12 protein-coding genes are annotated in these 14,204 nt (G+C 37.0%); all 12 read right to left on the bottom strand.

Annotated features, from left to right (window positions below):
• Positions 1–10: 10 nt before the first annotated feature.
• Positions 11–2,842: a hypothetical protein gene (locus tag LF887_RS15510; RefSeq protein WP_236855153.1), complete on the bottom strand. Its 2,832-nt coding sequence runs from the start codon at positions 2,840–2,842 to the stop codon at positions 11–13.
• A gap of 25 nt (positions 2,843–2,867) precedes the next feature.
• Positions 2,868–5,918, bottom strand: coding sequence for a baseplate J/gp47 family protein (locus LF887_RS15515; RefSeq protein WP_236855154.1), 3,051 nt, complete (start codon positions 5,916–5,918; stop codon positions 2,868–2,870).
• An 88-nt stretch (positions 5,919–6,006) separates the two neighbouring features.
• On the bottom strand, positions 6,007–6,417 hold the full coding sequence (locus LF887_RS15520; protein WP_236855155.1) for a GPW/gp25 family protein: 411 nt from the start codon (positions 6,415–6,417) through the stop codon (positions 6,007–6,009).
• Positions 6,418–6,560: 143 nt separating this feature from the next.
• Positions 6,561–6,851, bottom strand: coding sequence for a PAAR domain-containing protein (locus LF887_RS15525; RefSeq protein WP_236855156.1), 291 nt, complete (start codon positions 6,849–6,851; stop codon positions 6,561–6,563).
• A gap of 2 nt (positions 6,852–6,853) precedes the next feature.
• Entirely contained in the window at positions 6,854–8,599 is a 1,746-nt protein-coding gene (gene vgrG, locus LF887_RS15530) for a type VI secretion system tip protein VgrG (RefSeq protein WP_236855157.1), read from the bottom strand.
• Between the two features lies 1 nt (position 8,600).
• Positions 8,601–9,320: a CIS tube protein gene (locus LF887_RS15535; protein WP_236855158.1), complete on the bottom strand. Its 720-nt coding sequence runs from the start codon at positions 9,318–9,320 to the stop codon at positions 8,601–8,603.
• Complete coding sequence (locus tag LF887_RS15540) at positions 9,320–9,481, bottom strand: DUF5908 family protein (protein WP_236855159.1); 162 nt, start codon at positions 9,479–9,481, stop codon at positions 9,320–9,322. Before LF887_RS15540 ends, LF887_RS15535 begins: the two co-directional genes overlap by 1 nt.
• A 199-nt stretch (positions 9,482–9,680) precedes the next feature.
• Entirely contained in the window at positions 9,681–10,148 is a 468-nt protein-coding gene (locus LF887_RS15545; protein ID WP_236855160.1) for a phage tail protein, read from the bottom strand.
• A gap of 2 nt (positions 10,149–10,150) precedes the next feature.
• The gene (locus LF887_RS15550) at positions 10,151–10,582 is read right to left on the bottom strand and encodes a phage tail protein (RefSeq protein ID WP_236855161.1); all 432 of its coding nucleotides are present in this window, start codon (positions 10,580–10,582) and stop codon (positions 10,151–10,153) included.
• Positions 10,583–10,617: 35 nt separating this feature from the next.
• Positions 10,618–11,991: a phage tail sheath family protein gene (locus LF887_RS15555; protein ID WP_236855162.1), complete on the bottom strand. Its 1,374-nt coding sequence runs from the start codon at positions 11,989–11,991 to the stop codon at positions 10,618–10,620.
• A gap of 23 nt (positions 11,992–12,014) precedes the next feature.
• On the bottom strand, positions 12,015–12,446 hold the full coding sequence (locus LF887_RS15560) for a phage tail protein (protein ID WP_236855161.1): 432 nt from the start codon (positions 12,444–12,446) through the stop codon (positions 12,015–12,017).
• 35 nt (positions 12,447–12,481) lie between these two features.
• Entirely contained in the window at positions 12,482–14,200 is a 1,719-nt protein-coding gene (locus tag LF887_RS15565; RefSeq protein ID WP_236855163.1) for a phage tail sheath family protein, read from the bottom strand.
• Positions 14,201–14,204: the final 4 nt, after the last annotated feature.

The raw sequence follows: 14,204 nt of genomic DNA on the forward strand, positions 1-14,204 counted from the left end.
TTTTCAATTTTTATAAGTTTGATTGTCCTAATATGATTTTTCCATCCAGGCTATCATTGTCATTCATTTCACAGTCCAGAAGTCTTCCCGGTCGGTAGATATTATTCAGATGGGTAAGAGCCGTCAATAGATCCATAATGCTGTTTCCAAGATTGACAATATTGTTTTTTGATTTATCTGAAAGGTATTTTTTAAAAGCAACTTCAAATTCAGCCAAATCGTTCTGAGCGGTTTGTTTTTCACTCAGCCTATCACCCACCCAGCAGATTTTTGCTAAAACATGGGCTGGAATTTCCTGTCTGATAACGGTTTCGGCATAACGTCTGAAATCAGGATCCTGGAAGCGATAAGCAAATCCGGGAAGAACAACGCTTACACGGTAAGAGTAAGGATCAAAAACATCTATTTCGCAGCCTTCTTCACAGGATGACATGAAGGCTTCAGAATATTTTATCGGATTTACAGTAGAATTACTTTCTTCCAGATCATACATTACTTTAAAAGTATTTTCTATCGACATGCATCCAATGCCCCCCATGAGTTTATAATCTTTAGTGGTTGGCTTCAGTAATAAATGCTCTACAAGGAAAATACCTTCTTCTGTAAAATCATATTTAAAATACTTCACAATATCCCTGATTCCATCTTTCATTTCTCCCAGTGACAGATAAGGATTCGTTTTTTTGTGGGTGGCAATCACGTTTTGCTGATCGGTATCATCTACAATTTCAAAATAGAGGTTCCCTCCCAATGAAACACGGATCTTTATATTTCCGATAAAGCAAAAATTTTCATTACATTCTTTTAGCATTTTTAAAGTATCCTGGGGTTTTTTCTCATCCAGTTTCTTTAATGCATTTTCAAGGTCTTCCTCATCTATCTGAATAGTCTGATATACGGCTTCATTTAAATTTTTGGTTGCAGCATACTCAATTTTATAGGTGTTTACAGAGGATAACATAATATTACCAATCCCGTCTTTTATCTTCCATGAGTAGATATCTTTATCATCACTATCTTTTGTTTTAATGATGGAGACCGGCGATTGGGATAGATTCCTCTGGGTATAATCTTTAATTCCCAGCAAACGGGCAATTCTCTTCTGTGCTCCGGAAATATTACGGGTATTCCACAGATCTGAATCCGAAAACAAAGTGTAATTATACCCCATCCCTCTGTCTTTACTTAATGAGGTATATTCTTTCAGAAAGTTTTCTTTGTTTCTTAAGACAATTTCATCGGTAGATTTTCCATACAATGACTTCATCAGGAACGTATAGTCGCTGAATGTTTCTGCAAAACGTGAGATCAGGTGGTCCAGAACTTCATTCCGGCGTTCTACACTGTTATCCAGCTCTTCATATAGTGAATCTGTAAGATTGTCATCACTTTCTGTATCATATCTGGAAACCAATTCATCAAAACCTTTAATATTTTTAAGAGCTTGTGTAAAAAAGGTTCTTTTTAAGTGACCATTAACGCTTAATACTTCTTTTACTTTTTCAAGATGCTTGAAATAACCGGCAAGGATCTGATCGAAAAACAATAAATACCCTTTTAATTGTTTTGCCAGAGCTTCTCTTTCGGGAGTTACATTTCCTATGATACCTGACATTCCAACTCCATAAGTATCCGGAAATTCATTTAAAATAGTAGCATAGTTGGCGATATCATATGACGTTCCCTGAGGCAGAATCAATTCTTTATTTTGTTTGGCATCTTCCCTAAGTACATCTTCTTCTCTTTGAAGAGTTAATAAGTAATCCTGAACTTTTTTCTCATTGATATTTAGCGGAAGGGAACCTTTACTGTAGCTGAATGAGCTTAGCTCACACAATTCCGGTTTTCTGCCTTTTTCAATGCAGATCAGCCAATCATTATTTTGTTTGATTACACTGTCGCAACCTGCAATGGAAATTTCATGAATTTCTTTGATACCATCAATTTTCATGATTTCACTGACGATATCAGAAAGGCGGACTTCTCTCCTTAACTGACTATTTTCAAGCTCTTTAGAATCTATAAAGCCATTATCTAAAAGTGGTCCTTCAAAAATCTGATCTGTAGTCAACCCTTTTTCGAGCATTTGCTTCAGTGAGTAGAAATGAACCTCCGGAGATAAATAGTTATTGACCGCTTTTAGTACTTTGGCGTGTACCAATTCTTCATCAGCTTTGTTTACCAGACCAATACGGGCACATACAGCGACTTTTTGGGTTTCAACTTCTTTAATTTCAGCTAAATCTTCACAAAGGCTTCTATTGGCATGGTAACGGTCTAATATTTTAATATTGATGTTAGATTTTTCGCACCCGGCACCTTCGGTATTAATATTCTCGGCATAATCTACATACAGATCATACAGCCCTTTCACGGTAAAGCTTTGTGTCTTGTCTCCAATAGGTTTAAAGTCTAATTTTCCGGTTTTGCAATCAACGTACAACGCTTCATTTTTAGGAACTAACCAACAGTTACGGATAGGTCTTTTATGACCAGCCACCATATTGATATCTATAAATAATTTTCTATAGTCAAGTTCGGTCAAAGGTCTTGAAGGCAGAATTTCTGTAGCTTTTAAAAACTGGGTATGAATATCATTCTCTTTCTCGGTAGAAGCCAGAATATCCTCCATGTTCAGGTTCATTCTCATACCAAGATCTGTTATGGCATAGCTTAAAACTTCTAAAGTGGTAATACCCGGATCATGAGAGTTGTAATCGGTCCATAGCTTTCCTCCTAACTTCTCTATGTATTCAATACCTGTTTTGCGTAGAAAGTGAAAATCTGTCTGATCCTCAGTCTCTATTTTTTTTGATATACTAATATGTTTGTTTTCTGACATGATTATGTTTTCTTCTTATTTATTATTAAATACATACTTGATCTGTAATGGTAACTTTATGCTGTTTAGCAGAAACTAAAATCGATTTCGGGTCTACTTCAATTAAGGATTGTCTTTGTAAAATATTATTCACCAATATTTTAATCTCATCGATATAATCCACATAATACAGCTGCTCAAGGTAGTTAATCATATGATTTACATTAAGTTCCACATTAAAATCAATATCTTTAGAGTCTGTAAAAGCCCATGGCGATATGTATTTTTTAATATCTTCGTCTAATTGTCTGGTATAAAATGTTTCATCATACTGTTCAAAGAATTTGACCTTTATTTCTACTTTTGCTTCTTTATAGTTCGGATTAATTACCTGCGCTTTAACATGCATCGTATTTAATTCATTTACATAATTTTGAATTTTATTCAGACTCGCTCTGCTTACTCTGGGCTGATAGATGTCAAAAGCATTTTTATCTTTAATATTCGGTACTACCATCAGGGTTATATGCCCTGGAGCCATGTATGAATTTTCAGAAGTATGATTGAGACATTTTACCTTAAAAACTTCCGGAAATTCCTGCAATACCAACTGCTCATAATCCCATTGGGTAATCGCTCTGTGCTTATGTCTTAATCTTTCACTCACACGTCTGTAAAACTCAGGATCGGATTCTTTATATTTCCCGTCAAACGAATTATAAGGCTGATGGACCGACTTCACCTGTGGAACCCTGGTAATCAGTTTTGCAATGGTCTCGGCTTCCAAACCATTATTTAAATGCGAAAGATCATTATCCTGATTTTGGAATGTCGCTAAAACAGCCTGAGTATAAATTCCCTGAATTTTACATACCGCATCATAGCTTCTTCTTGATTTGGCTCTGATCCAAACTAGTCCGTCTGTAAACCTTGTGTTACTTGTGCTGATATCTTTAGGAATTTTAAACTTTACAATACCGGATTCTAAAAATTTCCTGGATTCGTTTTTCAATAAATTGTCAGAAAGATCAATCCATGTATTTTTTGAAAGAATGCTCCATTCGATAAATTCTTTTTCTGCGAACGTTTTCGCTAAAGGGTTTTCACTTCCCTCCAGCATTTGAATCAGTAAAGAAACTGTTGCCTGAGGCATTGCTTCCAGTCCGATGTATAGTTCGCCTCCATTTTGATGTACCGGAACAATGCTTTTTGTATCAACTTCTTTTTCATACTGTCCGAATGCATCTTCATGATACACTTCTACTCCTTTGCTTTTTGATGCTTCCCCATTAACACCTTTGCTGAGGTAAGAATATGCGCTTTCTCTTGCGCTGTAATTCAGTTCAATATCTTCAGCAAAAGGAATATACGGTTCATTCGGAACGGGCTTTCTGGCTGCCGGATCACTAGATAATGCTAATGTGTACAATTTAGGATAAACATCCTGTAAAGACGACTGGTTCAGCGTTAATCTGATCGCTTCACTCGTTCCCGATTCATTACTCGAATTATAGATAGAAAATTGAGTTTTGTAGTCGTTTTCTACTTTTTTGAACAACTCAATAGCTCTGTCTTTCTCAGACCAAACTTCTTTTTCCAGTAATGCAGTATCTGCTCTGAAATAAGCGTCAGAACGGACAATAGATGAATTTTTTAATCCTTCAAATTCTTTTACGCTGATATTCTGATTTGGTTGAATGACATAAGCGTTGTACAAATCTGTAATTGAATCTGGTGTATTTTTCCAGTTGATGGTAATGTCAGCATTCAGCCATTTTTTGGAAAACATTTCAGGACATTTAATGTAAAAATTAGATCCTTTAACAGGTTGTGCCGTGAATGGATAATATGGTTTTTCAGCATTTAAAGTATTATTATCATTTTCTATCTGAACCGATTTTATTCCTTTTACATCAACTGCTATGTCAATGTTTTTTACCAGTTTTTCTGAAAGAGCTTCATAAATATCGTAGTATTCTTTACCTTCGATTATCAACCTTACAACAGGAAAATTGGTTTGAAACTTTTCTCCATGTACTTTCTTATCATACTTTACAACTGCAGGGAAATCTTTGGGTAATGTGAAAGAAAGTTCTAATTGACTCTCTATGTTTTGGATACATTTTAAACCGACTCCTAAAAACCATCCTTGTTCTCCACTACAAAGCACTTTGATATTGTTTTGAATAACTTCATCTGAAATACCTTCCAGTCTTTGCGTAGAATTTTTTTCAAAATCAATTTTAAAATTTATTGTTCGTTCTCCTTCTTTCAAATCAAACAATGATGAAGCTACCGAAAATCCCAGTTTTGCTTTCGGAAGTTCTTTGTAAATAGATTTATCTGAGATTGTTTCGTCAGAATTATATCCAAACGGCCACCAATAACTACTGTCTTCCGGCAGTTTATCTCCCAGACCGTCAGCAGAGTTGGCTATAGGGGCCATTTTCAGTTCTCTCTTTTCAACATCGTTTAAAAAACTTTTAATCACAACTACTTTTGCCTGATTGGCAACAAGCTCTTCGTTTGTTTTGTAAACCCTTTTTTTGCCGTTAATATCTTTACCTCCATCCAGTAATGTACCGTCCGGAATTCTTTCCTGAATTGCTTTTTTCGCCAATTCAAAAATCACATAGGTTTTATCTGACTTAGCATCATTTTTCTCAATCTGAAGTATTTCATTATAATAGAAATCCAAATGTCTTTTCGTCAGGTTATTGAAGGCCTTTTTTGAGAAGTCTAATAATTTTAAAAAGCAAACAAATAAGGTCAGATGGGGGGTCAGACTGCTATCCTGTTCAAACTGGGACATAAGATCTGTAACCTGTTTTTTCATACTTTTATACTCAACGCTTTCTCTGCGCGGGATCGCTTTGGTATCATCACCCAGGAAGAAGTTTCCCCAATTTCCTTGTGGTTTTGTATTATTATCTTTATTAAAATAGTTTACACGGTTAGCAAAATTATTTGCGAATAATAGCCAATCAAACAAATCGAAATCGTGTAATTCAAGATTACCAGGATCTAGTTCTGCTAAAAAGCGCTGCATTTGTGATTTTCCTTCACGATAATGTGAAAATGTATCTGTTTTTTTCATTTGTTTATATTTATCTTTCTATGGTCAGATGCAATACTCATGTAATGTTTGGTAGTATTCAAAATGGCTACAGACATCCCGTCATTCATTATATTTCAGTAGCTTCTCCTTTATAAAAAGGAAAAACAATATTGCTTCTTGTGTTCGTATTTCTTACTTCGTAGTCAATTTGTATCAAAACTTCTCCCTCAAGTTCATCCTGGGTATCAATATCAATACTTAAAATGTTTATTCTGGGCTCATGATATAAAATAGCACGTTCAATGATCCCTGTCATCTGGGTGATCAGCGTTAAGTCCAGAGGTTTAAAGAGCATTTCCTGCAGGTCACATCCGTAGTTAGGGAACATGACACGTTCACCAGGACGTGTTGATAACAAAATAAGAAGACTATTATTGATGTCTTCTACATCAGTGGTCATTGCCAGTTTTCCTTCAGTCTCATTAAACTCAGGCGGGAAGCTCCAGCCTATTCCTAAAAAATCTGTATTTATTTTCATACGTTATTTGTTATATATAATTGTAACATCTTGCATCTGTAACATAGAGTTTCAGTTATTTTAACGGTCTTGTTATTGATGTTTTACATTTTTACTTTCAGACAGATAATATGTATTAAGAGGTTCAAAACCTTATCTTTATATTACCCCCCTATTAAAACAGTAGCTTCACCTGCGGTTATCACGCCTCCATGCGCTGTAGAATCGCCCATTCTTGCGGCAGGTTTTCCGCCTATCATGACACTTGAAGATCCTGATGCAATGGTATCCAAAGGTCCTGTGCATACTGCTTTGTCTCCCACTCTGGCTGCAGGCTTCCCCCCGATAAGTACAGTAGGTTCTCCTGCAGGTATTATAGGGCCTCCAACATGTGGAACAGTTCCCGTCACCATAGGACAGGTATGCATATCTGTAATTCTTGCTGCGGGTTTCATGATTAATTGATTTTAACTTGGGACCCTTTCACTACTGTTACTGCTCCCGATTTAAGTTCAGAGCCCGAACTTCCTTCTGCTTTTAGCTGGGCGCTTGCCTTTACATTGATATTGGTTCCTTCCAGATTAATATCTCCTTTTGCTTTGATCTTGATGTCTTTACCACTTTCCATACTGATACCCTCTTTATTAAGCGTAAGAATATTGGAATGGTCATCTTTAATGGTAATAACATCAGCATCTTCATCTACAATGATTTTTTTGCCTTTTGGTGTTTCAAGGGTGTATGAAATTTTATCATCATTGAAGATCATTTTCATTTCGCTTCGGGTTACAAATCCCTTTTCATTATTATCATCAGAAGCTACAATAGGAGCCGGTTTTGCACTGCTGTTTAACATTCCCAGCACAACTGCGTCATTGGGATCATCATTAATAAATCCGATGATTACCTCATCTCCGATTTCCGGTCTGAAAAATGAACCTCTGTTTTCTCCTGCATCAAGGGTGGCAACCCGTGCCCAAATGCCCTCCTCTTCGTTGTTAATGATTGGAATTTGTACTAAAATTCTGTCTTCGCCATCCGGATCAGATTCCAATTGTGATACAACACCAATATGTAATCCGCTAATTGCAGGAATAATTCCTGAACCAGGCATTTCGCTTATATCATAAGTTTCTGAGAACCATGTGGGAGAAAGTCCGAATTGTGCGTCAACCAACCAATTTCCTTCGGCTATTTCGTGACGAACACCTGTTATGTATATTTTTCCGTTAAATCGGTTTCCTACTCCTTGTAGTGCTAATGAAACTCCCGGTTTAACGGATGGAATGCCCTGAAATTTTACTCTTCCTCTTGTTTTTGCTAACTGTTGGAAAGTTGCTTTTGCATCGCTCCATTCCTGCAGTTCACCCTGAGTAAGATTTCCACCATGTTTAAGTTGTAAATCTTCAATTCCAAAAACGTCTGCTAAATCTCCCGATGAAAGATTCCCATTGAGATTAATTGCCGGGTCCTGAGCTTCAACTTCTGTCAGTTCCTGGTCGGTATAACTCCATGTTTTGGCAATAATTTTACTGAATTGATCTCTTGCATCAATCTCTCCGTCAAATTCGTGTACAGATGATCCGTAAACAACGGTTTCTACCTCTTTTCCGCTAAAATCAGGTTTAGCAACTTTGATGGTTCCATCTTCAACAAAACACAGTTTGCCATTGGCCTGTGCTCTGGTTAACATAAAATCCCAATCCGACGCTTGGTACTGAACGAGTTCTTTATGTGAATTTGAAGAGGCTTCTACATCAGCAGTAAGCCCGCTGTTACCAATAAGCTCTTCAATGATATCACTGTCTTTACTTTCGTAGAAATATTTGCTTTTCCTTCCTAAGGTCATTTTCACAGCCTTATCTCTGCATTCTACGATGAGATAAGATGCTCCACTTCTGATTTTAATGTTATGCTTTACAACAACTCCTTTAAAAATGGTTTCTTCTTCAGAATGGTATCCGGCAGTGATCTCAATTTCTTTTCCGGGAATTAACAGCTCTTCATTGCTTAATTTAAAGTCTTGTTCCGGCACACTTCCGTCTAAAATTACGATGCGGGCATAAGGAATTCTGTTGACTTCTTTTTCCACGACAATGCTTTTCACACCATATTTGCCTGGCAGTTCTTTACCTCCGGACATCACTTTAAAAGTTATTAAATCCGGGTTTTTCGCTGTTTTTATGTATCCGCTATTATTCATATTATGAAACTTTTTCTATAGGCGGAAAGAACAGATCTTGCCCTGGTGTTAACTGTCTAAAATTGATGATTCCATTTACTTTAGCGACTTCCAGATAGTATTTGGAGTCTCCATAAATTCTTTCGGTCATTAAGGGTAATGTATCTCCATCCTGTACTGTTCTTTTGTGGGTAAGGTCTGGAGAATTTTTTTTCACCGTTTTTGCAGCAAGTTCATTGCTGATTGCCCCAACGAAAGTTGCTTTTCCGATCGCTCTTAATGGAGTCCCATTATTATTAAATAATTTATAATCTATTGTAAATTCATTAAGAATTCCTTTAAATTCAAATTTTCCCCAAATAACAATGACGTTATGTGGTTTATGAATGGTACCATCATACGCCCCAGTCGCTTCATAAAATTTATACAATTGGTCTGTTACTGCTTCTTTTTCAAATAATTTCCCTTTAATTTTATTGATAAGCTTATTACCTGGATTAGATTCTGTTACTCCCGTACCATCAAATAAAAATTCCAATTGTAAAGACGGCGGACCGGCCTTAACAAATTTTGGATCGGATGCTGTTGCTCCATTTTCTTGCTCGCTATTGAAATCATTCCTACGTGTAAAAGAAAATCCCGTTGGATTAATAAGAGGTACAAAAGCATCACTACTAATTATTCTTCCATAGGTAGAATCCTCATATGTTCCTATAGTTACTTTTTTTATTTCTCCTGCCATTATCTTTCTTTTTTACGTTGTTCTATATTGACTACCTGCTCTACACTTTCGCTGATTGCCCGCATGATTTGCGCTTCATCTACCGATGTGGCAGTTGTGGTTGCTGCTGCTTTTTCGTCCACATTTATTTTAATGTAAAGTTCTTTTATTTCTATTGGCATTTCGTTTGTTTTTAATTATTTATCAATACGTAAAAAACTTAAAACCAATTATTTAACGTATTTATTTAAAAAAATCTAAGCACATAAGGAGTGTGTTCAGTCTTGTTATAGACCAATCTTTTTCCTTTTATCTGAAAAATTTTGCTGAATGTTATCTTTAAGCTAACACACCGGTATGTGCTTAGATTTGATTTAGAAATTACAAGCCTAAGCTTGCTAACGATGAGGGTATTGTGAAATATCTGTATTTCAGTTCTATGGTTTCTATAGCAAGTTTGCTTTCTTCTGCGTTGAATTCTGAAACTTCCCATTTTACAGGATAAGCCCCAACTACATTCCATACCATTAAAGGTGCTGTAGACTGAAGTCCTCCTGAAAGGGTAATGATGAGGTTTCTGGGTTCAAATTCGAAGTTTTCCATAGCGTTTCTACACCAGCTTATCAATCCGGAACTTACGATTAATCCACGCTTAAGAACTAAATTTGGATATTTTGGCCGCAAAGGAAGCTGATGGCTAAATCTGTTTTCACCTCCTTCGGCGTATTCTTCAGTTGTAATTTCTGTTGATAAACCAGATACAGACTGAAATCTGGAGTCAATACCCTCTGTTGTTGAAATCCCATTAACAATAAAAGAGAAACTAGTTGGAGGATATAAAAGAGCCATGATTAGTTATTTTCAATAGTTAATCCTTCATGTGCAAGTTCCAGGGTTTCAATAGCCACCTCATTACCTTCAGCTTTAAGATCTGTAGATTGTAATTTAAGCGGAAATGCATTTTTTACTTTCCAGGTCACTGCAGGCTCTCCGTTCTCATCTAAAAGGGAAATTGTAATGGTTCTGCGCTCTACGGTATTAAGCTGAGTAGTCTGAAACCAGTTAAAAAACTCATTGTCCTTTTTGAAAGTTCCTCTCTTTAAAGTGATGTTACTGAAAACTTTCAGGCCGGGCATCTTGATTTTACTAAAGTCAGGACTCGCTCCGTGTCTGTATTCAATTAAACCGGCTTCAACGTTTAAACCGCTTACTTCCTGGAAACCTACTTTTGTTCCGCCCCAATCTACTTCAAAGGCAAACTTTACTAATGGATATGTACTCATAATGTATTTATATTTTTGTTATTATTTAAGTTATTTTATGCTTCCTGTAATTTGTGTGAAAAACGAAGCACAATAAATTCAGCCGGACGTACGGCTGCCATTCCGATCTCGATGTTCATTCTTCCTTCTAAAATATCCTGAGCGGACATTGTTTTGTTCAGACCAACACTTACGTAATAAGCTTCTTCCGGTTTGCTCCCTGCCAATGCTCCGTCTCTCCACTGCTGATCAAGGAAATTCTCGATCATGGTCTGTACACGAACCCATGTATTCGCTGTATTCGGTTCAAATACGAAACGCTCTGTTGCTTTTTTCACAGATTCTTCTACCATGCTGAAGAAACGACGTACGGATACATATTTCCATTCATTGCTGTTTCCGTCCAGCGTTCTTGCTCCCCAAACCAATGTCCCTTTTCCTGTGAAAGTTCTGATTGCGTTAATTGATTTTCCAGCAGCTGGATCCACATTCAGTTTATCCTGATCTTCATGAGAGATTTTTACAGTTGGAGCTACTACATAGTTAAGACCTACATTAGCTGGTGCTTTAAATACTCCCGCAGTACTGTCTACCTTAGCGTAAACTCCCGCCATTGCTGATGATGGTGCCAATACTACTCGTTTAGATTCAATCAGTTTTTTAGCTCTGTTATACAAATCTGAATCGCTCTTTTTTAAATCAGATAAATAGGTAGCATCTTCATTTCTTAAAGTAAAATCTGATTGAGGGCTGCTGATTTCAACCTCCTTCTCATCAAAATTATAGCTTAAGATTGTTTCTAGTTTTGGGTAATAAGCTGCACCATATTTTAAACGCTCACCGCTTGGCCCAGCGTCTACACCTTCTCTAAAATTAATAACTGCTCTAAAATCAGCACCTGTAGTAGAATCATCACCTACAACATCCATGATCACAAATCTGTCTTTCATAAGTTCAGCATGATCTAAAGCAGATTCATAAAAACTATAGATATTCGCATCCAAACCTTCAGCATCCGGGAAAACAATAAGGGTTGGTTCGTCTTCTTTTTCCAGAGTCGCAAGACCTTTTTCCAATTCAGCTAATTCTACTTTAGTTGGAAAACCTACTGTTTTTACTCCTACAGAAACGATATAACATGGTCCGCCGCCATTGGCAAAATACATTTGCATCGCATAATACATTTTGAAAGGACTTAGAGCGACCTCAGTTTCAAGAGAATTACCATTGATGTTAATCTTGAAAGCTTCAGGCAATGCTTCTCCAAAAATTGTTTTATATTCCAACATAGAAGAGATTCTTGTTGGTTCATTTCTAGGCCCTTTATCTGTGTACCCAACAAAAGCCGGGATAGCCGTTTCTACTTGTGCTACTGATGGTGGGAATGTTGCAATTTCCTCAACGTAGACTCCTGGTGTTTTGTAACTCATTTTTTTAAAATTTTAAATTAATATTAGTTATTTTCAATAGTTAATCCTTCGTGTGCAAGTTCTAAGGTTTCAATAGCCACCTCATTACCTTCAGCTTTAAGATCTGTAGATTGTAATTTAAGCGGGAATGCATTTTTTACTTTCCAGGTCACTGCAGGCTCTCCGTTCTCATCTAAAAGGGAAATTGTAATGGTTCTGCGCTCTACGGTATTAAGCTGAGTAGTCTGAAACCAGTTAAAAAACTCATTGTCCTTTTTGAAAGTTCCTCTCTTTAAAGTGATGTTACTGAAAACTTTCAGTCCGGGCATTTTGATTTTACTAAAGTCAGGACTTGCTCCGTGTCTGTATTCAATTAAACCGGCTTCAACGTTTAGACCGCTTACTTCCTGGAAACCTACTTTTGTTCCGCCCCAATCTACTTCAAAGGCAAACTTTACTAATGGATATGTACTCATAATGTATTTATATTTTTGTTGTTATTTAAGTTATTTTATGCTTCCTGTAATTTGTGTGAAAAACGAAGCACGATAAATTCAGCCGGACGTACGGCTGCCATTCCGATCTCGATGTTCATTCTTCCTTCTAAAATATCCTGAGCGGACATTGTTTTGTTCAGACCAACACTTACGTAATAAGCTTCTTCCGGTTTGCTCCCTGCCAATGCTCCGTCTCTCCACTGCTGATCAAGGAAATTCTCGATCATGGTCTGTACACGAACCCATGTATTCGCTGTATTCGGTTCAAATACGAAACGCTCTGTTGCTTTTTTCACAGATTCTTCTACCATGCTGAAGAAACGACGTACGGATACATATTTCCATTCATTGCTGTTTCCGTCCAGCGTTCTTGCTCCCCAAACCAATGTCCCTTTTCCTGTGAAAGTTCTGATAACGTTAATTGATTTTCCATACGTAGTATCTACGTTAAGAAGATCCTGCTCCTTAGTAGTAATTTTTACGGTTGGAGCCACAACATAGTTAAGACCAACGTTAGCTGGTGATTTAAATACTCCGGCAGTACTGTCTACCTTGGCGTAAACTCCCGCCATTGCTGAGGATGGAGCAAGAATCACCTGTTTAGATTCAATAGCTTGCTTAGCCTGATTATACAACTCTGAATGATTTGCTTTTAAATCAGCTAAATTTCTGCTACCATATACACCAGTAACCGGTACTTTATCATCTTTGAAATCATAACTTAGAACTGTTTTCAATTTAGGATGATAGGCTGCTCCATATTTTAGACCTGAAGCAGACACTTCATTTCTAAAGGTAGCATCATCTCCCAGGACATCCATAATGACAAACCTGTCTTTTAATAATTCTGCCTGATCTAAAGCTTTATTATATAAATTGTAGGCTTTAGTGATTGTATCCTGATCACCGGCTCTGGAAACCAGTGACGTTTTAAAATCAGCAGTACTCTCTGCAACACTTTTAGCACTACTCCATACTGAATCAAACTTAGATGCAGCAATTTGTATATCAATCTTAACGTCAGCCACCTGAGCATTTGGAACTGCAGCAGCAGCTTTACCTGCTTCTACAACTACCTGAGCTGCCTGAGCTGCAGCAACTTCATTAGCATCATTAGGATTGGTAATTTTGTAAGTATTGGCTTTTGCAACAGTAGCATCTATAATATGCTGTATAGTTGGACCGGCAGAATTTGCAGCATCTGCAACAGCTTTTGAGGCAGTTTTTGCAATAGTGGCAAAAGTTTCATTACTTTCTGAGGCTTCAGAAGCTTTGGCAGCAGCAGCAATATCTGAAGCAGCAGGAACTAAATCCTGAAGATCAGGGAAAACGATAAGAGTTGGTTCGTCCTCTTTTTTTAATAAGTCAAGACCTGCCTGTAATTCTACAGTATTTACGGATGCAGGATACCCTTCAGGTCCTACAGAAACAATATAACATGCACCACCTCCATTGGCAAAATACATTTGCATCGCATAGTACATTTTAAAATCGTTTACTTTAGTCTGCACTGCTGTTGCAACGCCATCTCTAAAAGCTACAGCTAAAGGTTCCGGCTTAGCATGTCCAAAAAGTTGCTCATACTCCAGCATAGAAGAGATTCTTGTTGGTTTATTTTGGGGTCCTAATTCGGTATATCCGATAAAAGCTGGAATAGCTGTTTCAACTTGTGCTACGGAAGGTGGAAATGTAGACTGTTCCTCCACGTAAGCTCCAGGGGTTTTGTAATTCATTTTT

The organism is Chryseobacterium sp. MEBOG06 (genome assembly GCF_021869765.1).
GTDB lineage: Bacteria > Bacteroidota > Bacteroidia > Flavobacteriales > Weeksellaceae > Chryseobacterium.

What these genes read in the sequence shown, in the direction of transcription:
- LF887_RS15510 (WP_236855153.1), bottom strand. Translation starts at nt 2,842, where the DNA reads ATGTCAGAAAACAAACATATTAGTATATCAAAAAAAATAGAGACTGAG.
- LF887_RS15515 (WP_236855154.1), bottom strand. Translation starts at nt 5,918, where the DNA reads ATGAAAAAAACAGATACATTTTCACATTATCGTGAAGGAAAATCACAA.
- LF887_RS15520 (WP_236855155.1), bottom strand. Translation starts at nt 6,417, where the DNA reads ATGAAAATAAATACAGATTTTTTAGGAATAGGCTGGAGCTTCCCGCCT.
- LF887_RS15525 (WP_236855156.1), bottom strand. Translation starts at nt 6,851, where the DNA reads ATGAAACCCGCAGCAAGAATTACAGATATGCATACCTGTCCTATGGTG.
- vgrG (WP_236855157.1), bottom strand. Translation starts at nt 8,599, where the DNA reads ATGAATAATAGCGGATACATAAAAACAGCGAAAAACCCGGATTTAATA.
- LF887_RS15535 (WP_236855158.1), bottom strand. Translation starts at nt 9,320, where the DNA reads ATGGCAGGAGAAATAAAAAAAGTAACTATAGGAACATATGAGGATTCT.
- LF887_RS15540 (WP_236855159.1), bottom strand. Translation starts at nt 9,481, where the DNA reads ATGCCAATAGAAATAAAAGAACTTTACATTAAAATAAATGTGGACGAA.
- LF887_RS15545 (WP_236855160.1), bottom strand. Translation starts at nt 10,148, where the DNA reads ATGGCTCTTTTATATCCTCCAACTAGTTTCTCTTTTATTGTTAATGGG.
- LF887_RS15550 (WP_236855161.1), bottom strand. Translation starts at nt 10,582, where the DNA reads ATGAGTACATATCCATTAGTAAAGTTTGCCTTTGAAGTAGATTGGGGC.
- LF887_RS15555 (WP_236855162.1), bottom strand. Translation starts at nt 11,991, where the DNA reads ATGAGTTACAAAACACCAGGAGTCTACGTTGAGGAAATTGCAACATTC.
- LF887_RS15560 (WP_236855161.1), bottom strand. Translation starts at nt 12,446, where the DNA reads ATGAGTACATATCCATTAGTAAAGTTTGCCTTTGAAGTAGATTGGGGC.
- LF887_RS15565 (WP_236855163.1), bottom strand. Translation starts at nt 14,200, where the DNA reads ATGAATTACAAAACCCCTGGAGCTTACGTGGAGGAACAGTCTACATTT.